At 73.1% G+C, this 15,366-nt stretch carries 20 protein-coding genes and 1 riboswitch; of the genes, 15 read left to right on the top strand and 5 right to left on the bottom strand.

What is annotated here, in order from left to right:
- The first annotated feature begins 157 nt into the window (after positions 1–157).
- The 3 genes from ACIRRS_RS17390 to ACIRRS_RS17380 all read left to right on the top strand — a co-directional run bounded on the left by ACIRRS_RS17390 (position 158) and on the right by ACIRRS_RS17380 (position 1,705).
- Positions 158–589 (top strand): peptidoglycan-binding protein, encoded by a 432-nt coding sequence (locus tag ACIRRS_RS17390; protein ID WP_402971334.1) that lies wholly within the window; start codon positions 158–160, stop codon positions 587–589.
- A gap of 27 nt (positions 590–616) precedes the next feature.
- The gene (locus ACIRRS_RS17385) at positions 617–1,003 is read left to right on the top strand and encodes a peptidoglycan-binding protein (RefSeq protein ID WP_402971331.1); all 387 of its coding nucleotides are present in this window, start codon (positions 617–619) and stop codon (positions 1,001–1,003) included.
- 90 nt (positions 1,004–1,093) lie between these two features.
- The gene (locus ACIRRS_RS17380; protein ID WP_402971329.1) at positions 1,094–1,705 is read left to right on the top strand and encodes a DUF5753 domain-containing protein; all 612 of its coding nucleotides are present in this window, start codon (positions 1,094–1,096) and stop codon (positions 1,703–1,705) included.
- 56 nt (positions 1,706–1,761) lie between these two features.
- On the opposite strand, the gene ACIRRS_RS17375 is transcribed toward ACIRRS_RS17380, so the two are convergent.
- Positions 1,762–2,313, bottom strand: coding sequence for a YciI family protein (locus tag ACIRRS_RS17375; RefSeq protein ID WP_402971326.1), 552 nt, complete (start codon positions 2,311–2,313; stop codon positions 1,762–1,764).
- Between the two features lie 42 nt (positions 2,314–2,355).
- A complete protein-coding gene (locus tag ACIRRS_RS17370) occupies positions 2,356–2,616 on the bottom strand; it encodes a hypothetical protein (protein ID WP_402971325.1) in 261 nt (86 codons plus the stop codon).
- Between the two features lie 150 nt (positions 2,617–2,766).
- Positions 2,767–2,959: riboswitch (cobalamin riboswitch) on the top strand.
- A gap of 139 nt (positions 2,960–3,098) precedes the next feature.
- On the opposite strand from ACIRRS_RS17370, the gene ACIRRS_RS17365 reads away from it, so the two are divergent.
- From ACIRRS_RS17365 to ACIRRS_RS17345, 5 genes are read left to right on the top strand one after another with little or no spacing between them, the layout of a single operon-like run.
- Positions 3,099–4,598, top strand: a complete 1,500-nt coding sequence (locus ACIRRS_RS17365) for a CoA-acylating methylmalonate-semialdehyde dehydrogenase (protein ID WP_402971322.1) — start codon at positions 3,099–3,101, stop codon at positions 4,596–4,598.
- Entirely contained in the window at positions 4,595–5,749 is a 1,155-nt protein-coding gene (locus ACIRRS_RS17360; RefSeq protein ID WP_402971319.1) for an acyl-CoA dehydrogenase family protein, read from the top strand. Before ACIRRS_RS17365 ends, ACIRRS_RS17360 begins: the two co-directional genes overlap by 4 nt.
- Positions 5,746–6,810 carry an enoyl-CoA hydratase/isomerase family protein gene (locus ACIRRS_RS17355; RefSeq protein WP_402971645.1) on the top strand — a complete coding sequence of 355 codons (1,065 nt, stop codon included), beginning with the start codon at positions 5,746–5,748 and terminating at the stop codon, positions 6,808–6,810. The genes ACIRRS_RS17360 and ACIRRS_RS17355 overlap by 4 nt, the downstream gene beginning before the upstream one ends.
- Positions 6,807–7,694 carry a 3-hydroxyisobutyrate dehydrogenase gene (gene mmsB, locus ACIRRS_RS17350; RefSeq protein WP_402971316.1) on the top strand — a complete coding sequence of 296 codons (888 nt, stop codon included), beginning with the start codon at positions 6,807–6,809 and terminating at the stop codon, positions 7,692–7,694. The genes ACIRRS_RS17355 and mmsB overlap by 4 nt, the downstream gene beginning before the upstream one ends.
- Complete coding sequence (locus tag ACIRRS_RS17345) at positions 7,691–7,915, top strand: enoyl-CoA hydratase-related protein (RefSeq protein ID WP_402971313.1); 225 nt, start codon at positions 7,691–7,693, stop codon at positions 7,913–7,915. The genes mmsB and ACIRRS_RS17345 overlap by 4 nt, the downstream gene beginning before the upstream one ends.
- 146 nt (positions 7,916–8,061) lie before the next feature.
- On the opposite strand, the gene ACIRRS_RS17340 is transcribed toward ACIRRS_RS17345, so the two are convergent.
- From ACIRRS_RS17340 to ACIRRS_RS17330, 3 genes are all read right to left on the bottom strand, one after another.
- Positions 8,062–8,412, bottom strand: coding sequence for a CU044_2847 family protein (locus ACIRRS_RS17340; protein WP_402971311.1), 351 nt, complete (start codon positions 8,410–8,412; stop codon positions 8,062–8,064).
- Positions 8,413–8,481: 69 nt separating this feature from the next.
- Positions 8,482–8,898: a hypothetical protein gene (locus ACIRRS_RS17335; protein ID WP_402971308.1), complete on the bottom strand. Its 417-nt coding sequence runs from the start codon at positions 8,896–8,898 to the stop codon at positions 8,482–8,484.
- Positions 8,895–9,290 (bottom strand): hypothetical protein, encoded by a 396-nt coding sequence (locus ACIRRS_RS17330; protein ID WP_402971305.1) that lies wholly within the window; start codon positions 9,288–9,290, stop codon positions 8,895–8,897. The genes ACIRRS_RS17335 and ACIRRS_RS17330 overlap by 4 nt, the downstream gene beginning before the upstream one ends.
- A gap of 167 nt (positions 9,291–9,457) precedes the next feature.
- On the opposite strand from ACIRRS_RS17330, the gene eccB reads away from it, so the two are divergent.
- The 7 genes from eccB (at position 9,458) to ACIRRS_RS17295 (ending at position 15,358) form a co-directional block, all read left to right on the top strand.
- Complete coding sequence (gene eccB / locus ACIRRS_RS17325) at positions 9,458–11,002, top strand: type VII secretion protein EccB (protein ID WP_402971302.1); 1,545 nt, start codon at positions 9,458–9,460, stop codon at positions 11,000–11,002.
- 74 nt (positions 11,003–11,076) lie between these two features.
- Positions 11,077–11,403, top strand: coding sequence for a hypothetical protein (locus tag ACIRRS_RS17320; protein ID WP_402971299.1), 327 nt, complete (start codon positions 11,077–11,079; stop codon positions 11,401–11,403).
- A 32-nt stretch (positions 11,404–11,435) separates the two neighbouring features.
- Positions 11,436–11,747: a WXG100 family type VII secretion target gene (locus tag ACIRRS_RS17315; protein ID WP_402971296.1), complete on the top strand. Its 312-nt coding sequence runs from the start codon at positions 11,436–11,438 to the stop codon at positions 11,745–11,747.
- 24 nt (positions 11,748–11,771) lie between these two features.
- Positions 11,772–12,176, top strand: coding sequence for a hypothetical protein (locus ACIRRS_RS17310; protein WP_402971293.1), 405 nt, complete (start codon positions 11,772–11,774; stop codon positions 12,174–12,176).
- Positions 12,177–12,257: 81 nt separating this feature from the next.
- Complete coding sequence (locus tag ACIRRS_RS17305; RefSeq protein WP_402971290.1) at positions 12,258–14,468, top strand: hypothetical protein; 2,211 nt, start codon at positions 12,258–12,260, stop codon at positions 14,466–14,468.
- A 148-nt stretch (positions 14,469–14,616) separates the two neighbouring features.
- The gene (locus tag ACIRRS_RS17300) at positions 14,617–15,066 is read left to right on the top strand and encodes a YbaB/EbfC family nucleoid-associated protein (RefSeq protein WP_402971288.1); all 450 of its coding nucleotides are present in this window, start codon (positions 14,617–14,619) and stop codon (positions 15,064–15,066) included.
- Complete coding sequence (locus ACIRRS_RS17295) at positions 15,059–15,358, top strand: hypothetical protein (protein ID WP_402971285.1); 300 nt, start codon at positions 15,059–15,061, stop codon at positions 15,356–15,358. The genes ACIRRS_RS17300 and ACIRRS_RS17295 overlap by 8 nt, the downstream gene beginning before the upstream one ends.
- Positions 15,359–15,366 lie beyond the last annotated feature (8 nt).

Below are 15,366 nucleotides of genomic sequence, written 5' to 3'. Positions count from 1 at the left end.
CCCGTCCCGGGCGCCGGATCGCCGCTGGTCACGGCGGTGCGGCGCCTGATGGGACGTCTGAGACACCTCCGGCGCCGGCCTGACGATCAGTACGCTGCGGCATTCGGTCGCCGTGATCACCGTGCGGCACCGTCGAACCACCAGAAGGAGCAAGTCGATGAACGTCATGGCCAGGATCGGCAAGGGCGCAGTGGCGCTGGCGATAGCCGGCGCGTCGGTGCTGGGACTGACGGGCACCGCGAGCGCCGCACCCGGCGCGACCTACATCGGCAGCGGGTACGCCACCTCCGGCGCCGGCGTGTGGTGCGTGCAGCACAGCCTCAACTACTTCCTCAACAACAACGGGTCCGCGTACCGGGCGAGCGCGCCGTACTGGTCGGTGGACGAGGACAGCCAGTGGGGCCCGAAGACCGAGGCCGAGGTCCGCTGGTTCCAGGCGCACTGGGGCTACAAGGCGGACGGCATCGTCGGCCCGGTGACCGGCTTCCAGATCCTGGTCTACGGCGAGCCCAAGTACAGCGGCACCCCGTGGGGAGGCCCGGGCTACTGCTACTGGCAGGTGCCCAGCGACCACATGTACGGCGCGTAGTACTCCCCCCTCGAAAGGACCACCACGATGAACAGGACCCTCCGTCGCGGGCTGGTCGCCACCGGCGCCCTCCTCCTCTCCACGGCCGCCGTGGCCGGCACCGCCCAGGCCTCCACCACCGCCCCCTACCTCGGCTACGGCCGCACCACCTCGGGCACGGGTGTGTGGTGCGTGCAGCACCTGGTCAACAACTGGCTGCACCTGTCCGGCCAGCCCACCATCGACCAGGACAGCCAGTGGGGCCCGAAGACCGACGCGGCCGTGCGCACCTTCCAGGCCAGCGTCCTCGGCAGCAGCCAGGCCGACGGCATCGTGGGCCCGCAGACGGGCACCCGTCTCCTCAACGTCGACTGGAACGACCCCTACTCCGGCCCCACCGGCTCCTGCCGCCCCTTCATCCCCACCACCAGCTGACACCCTCTGCTCCGCCGCCCGCCCCGGGACCCCGGGGCGGGCGGCTGAACTCGCGGACAGGGGGAGGCGCTCACTGGAACAATCCCTCCCATGGCGACCACACCGAGTTCGGCCGAGGGCAATTGGGACAGCCTCCTCCAGCAGGGCACCGGTCCCGTGCAGGAGAGCTTCCTGGAGCTCGTCAGGGAGACCCGCCACTACATCGGATACAAGCCGGACATCGTCTGGGGCAACCTCCAGACACCCGAGTACGCCGAGGCGATGCTCCGGCTCGTGGTCGACTTCCACGGGACTCCGGACGACATCGAGGCCGGCGTCGCGGCCCGGACGGCCCGCGCGCAGTTCATCGGTAAGGAGGGCCGGACGTACCACGTCCTCCTCGGGGAGCAGGCCCTGCTCACGAACATCGGCGGCGCCGAGGTGATGCGCGGCCAACTGCGCAGGCTGGCCGAGGCGATCGACCTTCCCGGGCTCAGGCTCGGCATCATTCCGGCCCGGGCCAGGCTCCTGATCTACCCGGGCGACGGGTTTTCGATCTTCGACGACCGCCGGGTGGAGGTCGAGGGCTTCCGTGGCGGCGAGACCATCATCGACCCGGCCCGACTGGACCTCTTCCGCAGGGCGTTCGAGCGCCTGCAGCCCTCGGCCGTCTACGGCCCCGCTGCCCGCGACCTCATCGAGGACACCCTCAACCGCACCTGAGCGCGCGTAGCCCGTCCGGCCCGGCCCCGCTCCGTGGGGGCCGGGCCGGTGGTGTGTCAGCGGCGGCCGCCGGGTTCCCAGGAGTGGGCCTCGACGGAGTCGTACGCGTCCGGGGTGAGGAGGGTGCGGGCGGTGGCCTCGTCGGGGGCGCGGAGGAGGGCGGCGGTGCCGAGCCAGGTGGTGCCGTCGTCGGAGAGCAGCGGGCCGTAGGCGATCAGGTCGTCGGCGTGGGACGGGGGCGGCGTGAGGTCGGCGGGCTCGCCGGTGCCGAGGGCGAGGAGGAGGAAGCGGGGGGTCTCGACCCGGAGGCCGGGGAAGTCCCACATGGTGCGGCCGAGGGTGTTGCGCCAGCGGCGGAGCAGGACGTCGCGGTAGGCGCCGGCCTGGTAGTTGGGCTCGTCGAAGGCGAACGCGCGGGCGGTGGCCGGGTCGGGCAGGTCGACGATGTGGATGCTGCCGGTGACCGTCTCGGTGGCGTCGTCGAAGGTGGGGCCGCGGGCGATGAGCTGCTCGGCGAAGCCGTCCATGTAGGACCAGTGGGCCTCGATGAGCTCACCGCGCAGCGGCATGGAGCCGGGGCGGTCCCGGTGGTAGGCGAGGAATTCCATGTGGCCATGGTCTCGCCCCGGCTCCGGTGAGGGGAACGGATTTCAGTGGCCGGTGTTCCCCGTGTGCCAGTCGGCCTCGAGCCCGGTGCTGCCGTCGGCCCGCCGCACCGGGTGCCAGTGGGCGTGGAGCCCGGCGGGCCGGGCCGTGGTGCGGGGCGCGCCCATGGCGTGGAGGACGGAGCTGTCGAGCGGGCTGGCGCCGAGCCGCTCGGCGACCCGAGTGAGGGCGGCGCGCAGGCGGTGCCCGGGGCTGTCGAGGGCGGGCGCGGGGGCGTGGGGATGGAACGCGGCGAAGACGGACATGCGGGCTCACCTCCGGTACGGCCTGCGAAGTGGCAGGTGACGTCCACCCTGCACCCGTACGGTCGGGCGGCGGTCGGTTTTGACGGGGTGCTGACGCGGCCCTGACGGTTTGTGTACCGGCGCGGCGCGGGCCCGGGGCTCTGGACTTACTAGGACGTCCAACTATATGGTCGTGAACAGGTCCGCGGTGTCAGGGAAGCCGGTGTGAGTCCGGCACGGTCCCGCCACTGTGACCGGGGAGTCCACCCCTCGCGGGAGAAGGCCACTGGCAGCCAGCCGGGAAGGCCAGGGGGCGGGCGTCGATCCGGGAGTCAGGATACCGGCCGCGGGTGATCCGTGTTTTCCACGAGGATGGAGACGACACGCATGGCGATCCGCGCCCGTAGAGATAGTTGACGCATCGTCATGTCCAGCTGCGCGCAAGCGACTTGAGCGCGGCCTCCAGTCCTCCTTTCCGCATCCAGGACGGGAGAACGTCACCGATGGTCCGAGAACTCACCCACTTCGTCGCCGGGAAGCACACCCCCGGCACCTCCGGTCGCTACGGCGACGTCTTCGACCCCAACACCGGCCTCGTCCAGGCCCGGGTCCCGCTCGCGAGCCGCGCCGAGGTGGAGGCCGTGATCGCCGACGCCGAGCAGGCGCAGCCCGGTTGGGCCGCCTGGAACCCGCAGCGCCGCGCCCGGGTGATGCTGCGCTTCCTGCAACTCGTGGAGCAGGAGAAGGACGCCATCGCCCGGCTGCTCTCCGCCGAGCACGGCAAGACGATCGCCGACGCCCACGGCGACCTCCAGCGCGGCCTGGAGGTCGTGGAGTTCGCCGCCGGTGTCCCGCACCTGCTCAAGGGCGAGTTCAGCGACAACGCCGGCGCCGGCATCGACGTGTACTCGATGCGCCAGCCGCTGGGCGTCGTCGCGGGCATCACGCCCTTCAACTTCCCCGCGATGATCCCGCTCTGGAAGGCCGCGCCCGCGCTGGCCTGCGGCAACGCCTTCGTCCTCAAGCCCTCCGAGCGGGACCCTTCGGTGCCGCTGCGCCTGGCCGAGCTGTTCCTGGAGGCGGGGCTGCCGCCCGGCGTGCTCAACGTCGTCCACGGCGACAAGGAGGCGGTGGACGTCCTGCTCGCCGACCCCCGCGTCCGGGCCGTCGGCTTCGTCGGCTCCACCCCGATCGCGCAGTACGTGTACGCGACGGCGGCCGCCAACGGCAAGCGGGCGCAGTGCTTCGGCGGCGCGAAGAACCACATGGTCGTCATGCCGGACGCCGACCTCGACCAGGCCGCAGACGCCCTGGTCGGCGCCGGCTACGGTTCGGCCGGGGAGCGCTGCATGGCGATTTCGGTGGCCGTCCCGGTGGGGGAGGAGACGGCGGACGCGCTGGTCGCCAAGCTGGTCGAGCGGATCGGCGCGCTCAAGGTCGGCCGCTCGGACGACCCGGCGGCCGACTTCGGTCCGCTGGTGGGCCGGGATGCGCTGGACCGCGTCCGCGGGTATCTGGACCTCGGCGTCCAGGAGGGCGCCGAACTCGTCGTCGACGGGCGGGACTTCCGCCTGGAGGGCCACGAGGGCGGGTACTTCCTCGGCGCCTCGCTCTTCGACCGCGTCACCCCGGGGATGCGGATCTACCGCGAGGAGATCTTCGGCCCCGTCCTCACCGTCGTGCGCGCCGCCGACTACGAGGAGGCGCTGCGGCTGCCCAGCGAGCACGAGTTCGGCAACGGCGTCGCCCTCTACACCCGCGACGGCGACACCGCCCGGGACTTCGCCCGCCGGGTGAACACCGGCATGGTCGGCGTCAACGTGCCCATCCCGGTGCCGATCGCGTACCACACCTTCGGCGGCTGGAAGCGCTCCGGCTTCGGGGACCTCAACCAGCACGGCCCCGACTCGATCCGCTTCTACACCCGCACCCGCACCGTCACCTCGCGCTGGCCCTCCGGGGTCAAGGAGGGCGCGAGCTTCACCATGCCCACGATGGGATGAGCGCCGTGCACGCCAGTGATCTGACGGAGGATCAGGCCGCGATCGCCGACGCCGTACGGCAGTTCGCCGACGAGTGCCTGGCCCCGCACGCCGTCGAGTGGGACAGGGACAAGCACTTCCCCGTGGACGTCCTGCGCAAGGCCGCCGACCTGGGCCTGGGCGGGGTGTACGTCCGCGAGGACGTCGGCGGCTCCGAACTCGCCCGGCTGGACGGGGTGGTGGCCTTCGAGGCGCTCGCCACCGGTGACCCGTCCATCGCCGCCTACCTGTCCATCCACAACATGGTGGCCTGGATGGTCGACCGCTACGGCACCGAGGCGCAGCGCCACCGGCTGCTGCCCGCGATGTGCCGGGCCGAGCACCTCGGCAGCTACTGCCTCACCGAGCCCGGCGCGGGCTCCGACGCCGCCGCGATCTCCACCCGGGCCGTCCGCGCCGGGGACGGCTGGGTCCTCGACGGCGTCAAGCAGTTCATCTCCGGCGCCGGCACCGCCCAGGTGTACGTGGTGATGGCCCGCACGGGCGGCCCGGGGCCGGGCGGCATCTCCGCCTTCCTCGTCGACCGTGACGACCCCGGGCTCTCCTTCGGCCCCGACGAGCGCAAGATGGGCTGGAGCGCCCAGCCGACCCGCCAGGTCGTCCTCGGCGGCCTGCGGTTGCCCGCCGACCGGCTGCTCGGCGCGGAGGGCGAGGGCTTCCGCATCGCCATGGCAGGGCTCAACGGCGGCCGGCTCGGCATCGCCGCCTGCTCCCTCGGCGGCGCGCAGAGCGCCCTGGAGCGCACCACCCGCCACCTCGGCGAGCGTGAGGCCTTCGGCGCCCGGCTGCTGCACGCCCAGGCGCTGCAGTTCCGACTCGCCGACATGGCCACGGAGTTGGAGGCCGCCCGGGCGCTCGTCCACCGCGCGGCCGCCGCCCTGGACCGGGGCGACCCGCGGGCCCCGCAGCTGTGCGCCATGGCCAAGCGGCACGCCACCGACACGGGCTTCGCCGTCGCCGACGAGGCGCTCCAACTCCACGGCGGCTACGGCTACCTGGCCGAGTACGGCATCGAGAAGCTGGTGCGCGACCTGCGCGTGCACCGGATCCTGGAAGGAACCAACGAGATCATGCGCGTCATCGTCGCCCGCGGCCTGATCGGAGCCGCCTGATGGCCGAGGACGTCCTCCTCCACCGCGAGGGCCGGGCCGGGCTGATCGTGCTCAACCGCCCCAAGGCCCTCAACGCCCTCACCCACGCCATGGTCGGCCGCATCGCCGGGGCCCTGGACGCCTGGGAGCAGGACCGCACCGTCGAGACCGTCGTCCTCACCGGCGCCGGGGAGCGCGGGCTGTGCGCGGGCGGCGACATCGTCGCCATCCACCGCGCCGCCACCGGCGGGGACCACAGCGCCGCCGAGGAGTTCTGGCGCGACGAGTACCGCCTCAACGCCCGGATCGCCCGCTACCCCAAGCCGTACGTCGCCGTGATGGACGGCATCGTGATGGGCGGCGGCGTCGGCGTCTCGGCGCACGGCCGCGTGCGGATCGTCACCGAGCGGACGAGGATCGCCATGCCCGAGACCGGCATCGGCTTCGTCCCGGACGTCGGCGGCACCTACCTGCTCGGCCTCGCCCCCGGCGAACTCGGCACCCACCTGGCCCTCACCGCGGGCTCCATCGGCGCCGGGGACGCCCTGCTGTGCGGGCTCGCCGACCACTTCGTGCCCGCCGAGCGGCTGCCCGCGCTGCTCGACGACCTCGCGGTGGAGCCCGTGCACGAGGCGCTGGAGCGGCACGTGAGCACGGCGCCGCCCGGGCGGCTGGCCGAGCAGCGGGAGTGGATCGACGACTGCTACGCGGCGCCGACCGTCGAGGAGATCCTCGAACGGCTGCGGGCCTGCGGGCGGCCGGAGGCCGAGGAGGCCGCCGACCGGATCACCGCCAACTCGCCGACGGCCGTCAAGGTCACCCTCGCCGCCCTGCGCCGGGCCCGGGCGCTCGGCCCGCTGGAGGCCGTCCTCGACCAGGAGTTCCGCACCTCCTGCGCCGCCCTGGCCACCGCCGACCTTCCCGAGGGCATCCGGGCGCAGGTCATCGACAAGGACCGCACCCCGCGCTGGCACCCGGCCGAGCCGGCCGAGGTGTCCGAGGGCGAGGTCGACCGCCACTTCGCGCGGCTGGGCGAGCGCGAGCTCGGCCTCGCCGCCCCGAGCACCCTGGAGCGCTGGTGACCCTCAGGATCGGATTCGTCGGACTGGGCCACATGGGCGGGCCGATGGCCGCCAACCTCGTCAAGGCCGGTCATGCGGTGACGGGTTACGACCTCGCACCGGCCGCGCGCACGCTCGCCGCCTCGCGGGGCGTGGTCATCGCCGACTCGGCGGCGGCCGCCGTGGCCGAGGCCGAGGTGGTGCTGACCATGCTCCCCGCCGGGCGCCATGTCCTGGAGCTGTACGGGGAGTTGACGAAGGCCGCCTCGGGTGCGCTGTTCGTCGACTGTTCCACGATCGCCGTCGGCGACGCCCGGGTAGCCGCCGACCTCGCCCGCACCGCCGGGCATCGGGCGGTGGACGCGCCCGTCTCGGGCGGGGTGCCGGGGGCGGAGGCCGGGAGCCTGACGTTCATGGTGGGCGGCTCGGACGGTGAATTCGCCGAAGCCGAGCCGGTGTTGGCGGCGATGGGCCGCAAGGTCGTCCACTGCGGCGGCCCCGGGGCCGGGCAGGCGGCGAAGATCTGCAACAACATGATCCTCGGCGTCTCCATGATCGCGGTCAGCGAGGCCTTCGTCCTCGGCGAGCGCCTCGGCCTCAGCCACCAGGCGCTGTTCGACGTGGCCTCCACCGCCTCCGGCCAGTGCTGGGCGCTCACCAGCAACTGCCCCGTCCCCGGCCCGGTGCCCGCGAGCCCGGCCAACCGCGACTACCGGGCCGGCTTCGCGGCGGCGCTGATGGCCAAGGACCTCGGCCTCGCGGCGGACGCCGCCACCGCGACCGGCGCTCGGCTCGAACTCGGCGTCAGGGCGGCCGAGTTGTACGCGTCCTTTGCGGAGGGTGCCGGGGGAGTGCTGGACTTCTCCGCCATTGTGACCGGTCTGCGCGAGGGTGGTGCGGCATGACGGAGTACCGGACGATCCGGGTCGAGCGCCGGGGAGCGGTGGGCCTGGTCACCCTCGACCGGCCGAAGGCGCTCAACGCGCTGAACGCCGAGCTGATGGGTGAAGTCGTCTCCGCCGCCCGGGAGTTCGACCGGGAGGAGGGGATCGGCTGCCTGGTGGTCACCGGTTCGCAGAAGGCGTTCGCCGCCGGGGCACCCGTCCCGCACCTCGGCCCGGGGTAGGGGAAGCCGGTGTGAATCCAGCGCCGTCGCCGCCGACTACCTCGCCGCCGCCCGGTGCGCGGACGGCGGCGACCCCGTCGCCTTCGGCCAGGACACCTGCACGACGGCGCCCCTCGGGACCCCCTGCGCCCATCGCGCAGGGGGTCCTACTGCTCGTCGGGCTCGGGGCGGGTGGTCCAGGTGAGGGAGACCTTGAAGTTGGCCTCGGCGGAGGTGCTGGAGATGACGACGTCGGCCTCGGCGGAGAGGGAGAGGCCGAATTCGATGCTGATCTCGTCGGGGGCGTGGGCGAGCCCGTGGAAGCCCTCGACGAAGTTCTGGGCGACGGGGCGGATGCCGGCGAGCATGTCGCCGAGGGAGCGGGTGGCGCGGGCGACGACCTGGCCGGGGCGGGAGACCTGGACGAGGCCCTCGCCGACCTGGGCGATCTCGACGCGCACGGTCTCCGGGGCGTCCGAGCCGGCCGCCGTCACGGGCAGTTCCACGAAGTACGTCACGGTTCTCCTCGGGAGACGGGGTGGCGGTTCGGTCGGTGCGCGACAACCACGGTAGCGGCTGTGCGGGTGTCAGCGCGCGGGGCCGGTGGTGACGGGGGCGGTGGTGCTCGGGGCCGGCCGAGGGGGGGTGTGCGAGGGCGCGGGAGGGTCGGCGAGCAGCGCGACGACCACCCAGCAGAGCAGCCCGAGCGCGGCGAGGGCCCCCAGCCGGCGGGGCAGGCGCCGACGGCGGGTGGGGGTGGAATTGGAACGGGCGTAGGCCACCACCCGCCGGGGGCCGGTGGGCCCCAGGACGGTGCGCCTCACCGGGCGCGCACGCCGAACCGGCCCCGCGCCCACCGCGCCCGCCAGCGGCACCCCGACCAGGGACGCCACGTACCGCCGCCACCAGGGCAGGCCGGAGGCGCCGCCCGCCTCCGGGGCGGAGGCCGGGACGGGGACGGAAGTGGACAGCAGCGACCGCAGGTAACGCTGGAGGAAACTCACGATCCCACCTCCCCGGCCCGCTCCCTCGCCGTCTCCCGCTCGACGCCCTCCGGCGCCGGGCCGCCCCGCACCACGTCCTGCACGCTCCCGAAGGTCCCCAGCTGCCGGATCAGCGCCGGAGCCGAGGCCCCCGCCGCGACCGCCGCGTACAGCCCGGTGACCTGGGTGTGGAGCAGCCAGCCGGTCAGGGCCCCGAGGGCGATCCTGCTGAGGCCGGCGGCGAGGTCGGCGGTCGGGTCGATGTAGTGCCGCAGGGGAGGGAGCCGGCGCCGCCGTTCGTCGCGGGCCCGGTGGCGGGCCGCCTGCCAGGCGAGCAACCGCCCGTTGACGACGACGAGTTCGACGAGCGCGCCCCCGACTGCCCCGTACCCGGCGGCCTCGGCCCAGTCCAACCGTTCCCCTTCCGACTCCCTCGACGACCCGAAGGGGCCCAGCATCCTGCATCCGCGCAGAGGGGTTCAAGGGAAATTGGGTGAACTCCCCGGCCGTCCCCGCCCGTAGAGCCGGGGTGGGGGCGCGGACAGTGGCGCATCCCACCGAAACGGCGGGGAGGACGTGGATGCAGTCCCGACGCGACCAGGTGCAGGCGCACCTGTTCGTGATGAGCAGGCTGGCCTCCGGCATGCTGCGGGCGGAGCCCGACGCGCCGGACACCCCGACGGGCAGGACCACCAGGGGCGCGGTGACGGGGCTGGCCGTGGCAGTGCTGATCGGCCTGGGCGTGACGGTGTACGGGGTGATCAAGCCGGGCGGCGACTCCGGGTGGGAGAAGCCGGGCACCCTGCTGGTGGTGGAGGAGAGCGGCGCCCGCTACCTCTCCATCGGCGGGCAGTTGCACCCGGTGCTCAACGACACCAGCGCCAAGCTGCTGGCGGGCGACCAGTTGACGGTCCGCTCGGTGAGCCGGGACTCGATCGCGGACGCGCCGCGGGGCCTGCCGGTGGGCATCGCCGGGGCCCCGGACGGGCTGCCGCCCGCCGGTGACCTGGGCGGCGGCACCTGGCTGGTGTGCGGCACCGTGCAGCCGGGCCCGACCGGCGCCCCCGCCGCCCGGGTGTCGCTGCGGCTGGACCCTCCGGGGGAGGGCCGGGCGCTCGCCGCCGGCCAGGGCCTGCTGGTCTCCCTGCCGGACGGCTCGGTGCACCTGCTCTGGCAGGGCCAGCGGCTGCGCGTCGACACCGCCAACGGCGCGCTCCAGGCGCTCGGTTACGGCGGCGCCACGCCGTTCCCCGTCCAGGCCGGGGTGCTGAACGCCCTGCCCGCCGGGCCGGACCTCGCCGCGCCCGCCGTCCCCGGGCGGGGCGACCAGGGCCCGGCGCTCGCGGGGAAGCCGACCCGAGTCGGCCAGCTCTTCGACGCTCCGGGCGGCGCCCACTACCTGCTCACCCGCGAGGGCCTGGCCCCGCTGACCGCCACCCAGTACGGGCTGCTGCTCGGCGACCGCCGCACCCAGCGCGAGGCGTACGGCAGCGCCGCCCCCGCGCCCGCCCCGATCGGCGCGGAGGACCTCGCCGCGCACCCCGCGCCCGCCACCGCCCCGGGCGGCGGGCTGCCGCAGACGCCGCCGCAGCTGGTGACCCCGCTGCGCGGCGAGGGCGTCTGCGCCGACGTCCGTACGGCGGGCGGCTCCCCGACCACCGCCGTCACCGTGCTGCCCGCCGCCGAGGCGGAGGCCGGCCGCGCCCCCGCCCCCGGGGCGCCGGGCGCCTGCGCGGTGGCGGACCGGATCGCCGTACGGCCGGGGCGCGGCGCGCTGGTGCGGGCCCTGTCGGGCGCGGGCGGCGGCGGGACGGAGTACCTGGTCACCGAGGCGGGGACGCGCTACCCGCTGCCCTCGGCCGCCGTGGTCAAGCAGCTCGGCTACGCCGGGGTCACCCCGGCCGCCGTGCCCGCGGCCGTGCTGGCCCTGCTGCCCACCGGGCCGAGCCTGGACCCGGCGGCCCTGGCGGACGTGTCGGCGGTCTCCGCGACCGCCGGAGCGACCGCCGGAGCACCGGCCGGAGCGAACGCCGCGGCGGCGGGCGCGCCGACGGTGCCGGCGATCGGCGCGGGCGCCCCGGCCTCCGCCCCGGCCTCCGCCGCGGCCCCGGTTCCGTGCGACTGAACCACCCGTCCCGAAAGCCCCGTTGAGTCGATCGGAACCGCCCGCACCGTGCGGGTGGAGGAAGGGAGCACCCGGTGAGCACGCCCGCCATGCTGACGAAACAGGACGAGTCGATCCGCAGGGTCCTCGGCGAGCTGCAGCAGCAGATCGACGACATGATCACGGCCGGCCGTACGGTCGAGCGCATCAAGGAGGAGGTCGGGAAGGGCTGGATCTCCGGTGCCGGCGACATGTTCACGACCAAGCTCGACGACTGGATGACCCGCTACCACCTCGTCATCCAGGCCTTCGAGCGCTTCGTGGAGGCGACCCAGGGCGCCAGCCAGATCATCTCCAACGCCGAGGCCGAGGCCCGCGCACAGTTCGCCGACGGTATCTACGAAGGTCTCCAGGGCGCCTGACGGCGCGTACGAGCGGAAGGATTCGCCACACCATGGCCATGGACAACTTCGGGAGCATCCAGCTCCACCACGAGACCATCGAGCAGGCCCAGAGCGAGCTGGCCCAGGCCGGCGGCGGCATGAAGGACGCCCTCGAGCTGCTGATGAGCCGGCTGACCGCGCTGACGACGAGCGGCGAGTTCCAGGGTGCCGCAGCCGCGGCCTTCACGAATTTCCAGTCCACCGTCAACCAGCACGCGAACGTGATGAACGAGGACATCGTCGCCGCCGCGGGCAGGCTCGGCCACATGCACCAGACCATGATCCAGGCGGACGTGGACGGCGGGAAGCAGTTCGTCAACTAGCGACGAGGGCTGAGGAGTTCGCCCATGGGCGAGGGCACGATCAAGGTCGATCCCGACGGGATCAAGGACTTCGTCACGCAGTTGCAGACCTTCAAGGAGGAGGTGAACACCAAGTCGGGGCCGATCACCACCGCAGCGCTGCTGCCGGGCAACGACTCGTTCCCCCCGGTCAAGTTCCTGCGGACCAAGCTGAACGACTACCGCACGAGCGTCACGACGTCGTTGGGGACCATCCACGACACCATCGACAAGATCGTGGTCGATCTTCAGATGGCGAACACCCGGCTGGGCGAGGGTGAGCACAGCGCCTGGACCGAGGCCAACATGATGCAGATCTTCAGCGACGTCCTCAACGGTGGTGGCACCGGTGGTACCGGGGGCACCGGCGGCACGGGCGGCACCGGGGGCGTCGGCCCGCCGTCCGTCTGACCGGAGTGCGGCCGGGCCGCGCACCGGCCCGGCCCGGCCGCCCACACCTCGACCAGTCCTCCCTCGCACCAGGAAGCAGTCATGGCAGAAGACCCCAAGAACTCCGGAGCGGCCACCACGCCCCTCAAGCCCTGGGAGCAGATGATCAAGGCGTTCGCCGCCTCGAACCAGGTCGACGTGGCGAGCCGCGACGACGTCATGAGCGAGGCGTGGATCGCCACCATCGAGGTGTGGACCCAGGACTGGCAGGCGAACAACGGCGCCAAGAGCGGCTTCGCCATGTGGGCGGAGTGGGGTTACGAGGGCAAGGGCTCCACCACCCTCATCGGCTGCAAGCTCAACTGGCAGACCTGGCAGCCGGACGACCCGGCCAAGTCCCGCACCAACCTCTACCGCTTCGAGCACATGGCCGACGAGATCCTCGGCCCGCTGCTGTGGGGCGGCAAGGCGAACGACACCACCAGCGTGCAGAGCTTCATCGACATCGCCAAGGAGATCGGCGACCTCCACACCTGGGCCACGGAGTGCCAGAAGAAGGTCCAGGACTGGGCCAACCACGTGGACGGCGCCGGTGACACGTTCCAGGGCAGCGCGGCCGGCCGGTTCAAGGAGGTCCTGATCGGCCTGCGCAGCGAGTTCGACCAGCTGCGCAACCGGCTCGGCGGGGACGACCACCGTGTTGAGGCGCACATCAAATCCGGCGGCGACGGCCTGGGCTTCGCGCTGCACGGCCTCTACGACGCCTACAACGCCTGGCGCGGCAAGTCCTCGCAGGTGGCAGGGGGCGGGAACTGGAAGCTCAAGACCTTCGAGGACAACTCCCTGTCCTGGCCCTGGTACTGCGTCCACTTCGCGTTCATCGTCATGACGTTCGGCCTGGTGCCGACCCTCGTCGACGAGCAGACGGCCAAGGTCACCTGGTCGGTCACGGACGGTGTGGAACCGGTCGGCGGCAAGGACACGGCCTTCGTCCAGCAGATCGAGACGTACGCCAAGAACCTGTGGAACCTCTGGGTCGTCTGGTCGCTGGACCTTCAGGCCATGAGGGTCCGGGAGAACCTGACGACCTCCTACAACTACGCGGCCGGCCCGTTGGGTAAGTTCGCGGACGTCAGGATGATCCTCCCGGTCGACCCGGCGCCCAAGGTCCCGGACCCCAAGGGGGGCGGCGGAGACGGCAAGGGCGGAGACGGCAAGGGTGGCGGCGGAGACGGCAAGGGCGGCCCCAACCTCGACCTGAACAACAAGAACAAGGACTCCACCGGCTCCAACCACGGCGGCGGGCCCCCGCCCAACCTCGACCTCAACCCCAACAAGACCGGCAACAAGACCGGTACCGGAGGCCCGGGCGGCCCCGGCAGCAACATCAACATCGGCAACGCGGGCCAGTCGCCGCTCCTCGACAAGGACGGCAAGCAGGTCCTCGGCCCCGACGGCAAGCCCATGTACGTCCCGCCGGGCACCACGATCAACGGCAAGGGCGAACTGATCGGCCCCAACGGGCAGCCGCTGCTCGGCTCCGACGGCAAGCCCCGCAAGGTGCCGCCCGGGACGAAGGTCGGCGAGCCGGACCCGATCGTCCCCGGGGGCGCGTTCAAGGTCCCGCCGGGCTCCAAGCGCAACCCGGACGGCACCGTCACCCTCCCCGACGGCACGCTGATGAAGGACGGCAACGGCAACACGGTCGTGCTCGACAAGGACACGTCCATCGACAAGGACGGAGTCGTCCGCGACTCCGGCGGCCGCACCGTCTCCCCGTTCGACCAGATGCTCTCCGACCAGCGCCGGGCCATCGAGACCCGTCTGGGCACCGGCTCCGGCGGCAGCAGCGGCGGGTTGCCCGGCACGGGCTCCAACTGGAGCAGCGTCGGCGACTTCGGATCGGGCCGCACGACGGCGCTCCCGAGGATCGGCGAGGGCGTCGGGGAGGGCTTCGGCCAGGGCGTCCGCACCACCGGCGGCGTGTCCGGAGGCGTACCCACCATGGGCACCGGCAAGCAGATGTCGCCCCTCGCGGCCAAGGCCGGCGCCGCGATGGCCGAGGAGGCGGCCATGGCCCGCAACGCGGCCGCCGGGCGCGCCGCCGCGGCGACCGCCGCCGAGGAGGCGGCGCTGATGGGCCGGGGCGTGTCCACCACCGGCGGCTCCGGCGCCCCGATGATGCCGCCCCCGGGCGGCGCCGGAGGGGCGGGCCAGGGCGAGAAGGAGCGCCAGCGCACCACCTGGCTCGCCGAGGACGAGGAGGTCTGGGGTACCGACTCCGGCGCCGTGACGGGAGTCATCGGCCGCTGATCCCGGGCCCGTCGAACCGGGCGGCCCGTCCCGTCCGTAGAGAGGACCGTACGACCCCCGAAGACCGGCGCGTCCCGGGCCCGACCCCCCTGGGCCCGGGGCGGCGCCATCGGGGGTGACCGCGGGGACCGAGACGGAGGAGCCGGGAATGGCGTTCTCGTACGCCGAGCAGATCGAGCAGGCGATGGCCAGGCTCACCGAGCAGCAGGCCAAGATGACGGAGACGGCCCGCGAGCTGCAGAAGGCGACGGCCACGGCGACGTCCAAGGACCGCATGGTCTCCGTGACGGTCGGCGCCCAGGGCCAGGTGGTGTCGATGACCTTCCACACCACCGGCTACCGGTCGATGGCCCCCGCCGCGCTCGCCACGCTGCTCACCGACCTGCTGAACACCGCGAGGGCCGACATCGGCGACCGGATCACCGAGACGATGGGCTCCTTCAAGGGCCTCGGCGAGAGCCTGGCGGCGTCGATGTCCGGCGGCACCGATCTCGACGGCCTCCTCGCCCCGCTGCGGCAGATGCGCCCCGGCTTCGCCGACGAGGCCGCGGCCGAGGAGCGGCGCAAGCGCGACCGTCAGGAGGAGTTCCGTGGCTGAGGACCTGACCGCCCTGTCGGACCTGGAGGCCAAGTTCTCCAAGTTCCACGAGATGTCGGACCTGATCAGCACGATCAAGGGCAAGACCGACGAGATCAACCGGTACAACAAGAGCTCGGCCGGCAACGACGAGATCGGCAAGCAGTACCACGAGAACGTCGACAAGCCGACGGACGGCGTCATCAAGCTGTTCGCCAAGGTCAGCGAGGTCCTCGACAGCGCCGGCCAGGGTGGCAAGAACGCGTCGAGGATCCTCGGCGAGGCCGACCACGATGCCGCGGGCCAGGCCTGACGGACCGT

This window comes from Kitasatospora sp. NPDC101183 (genome assembly GCF_044767945.1).
Classification (GTDB): domain Bacteria; phylum Actinomycetota; class Actinomycetes; order Streptomycetales; family Streptomycetaceae; genus Kitasatospora.
The sequence above is the reverse complement of the archived record's forward strand: the minus strand, read 5'-3'. Positions and strand labels throughout refer to the sequence as shown.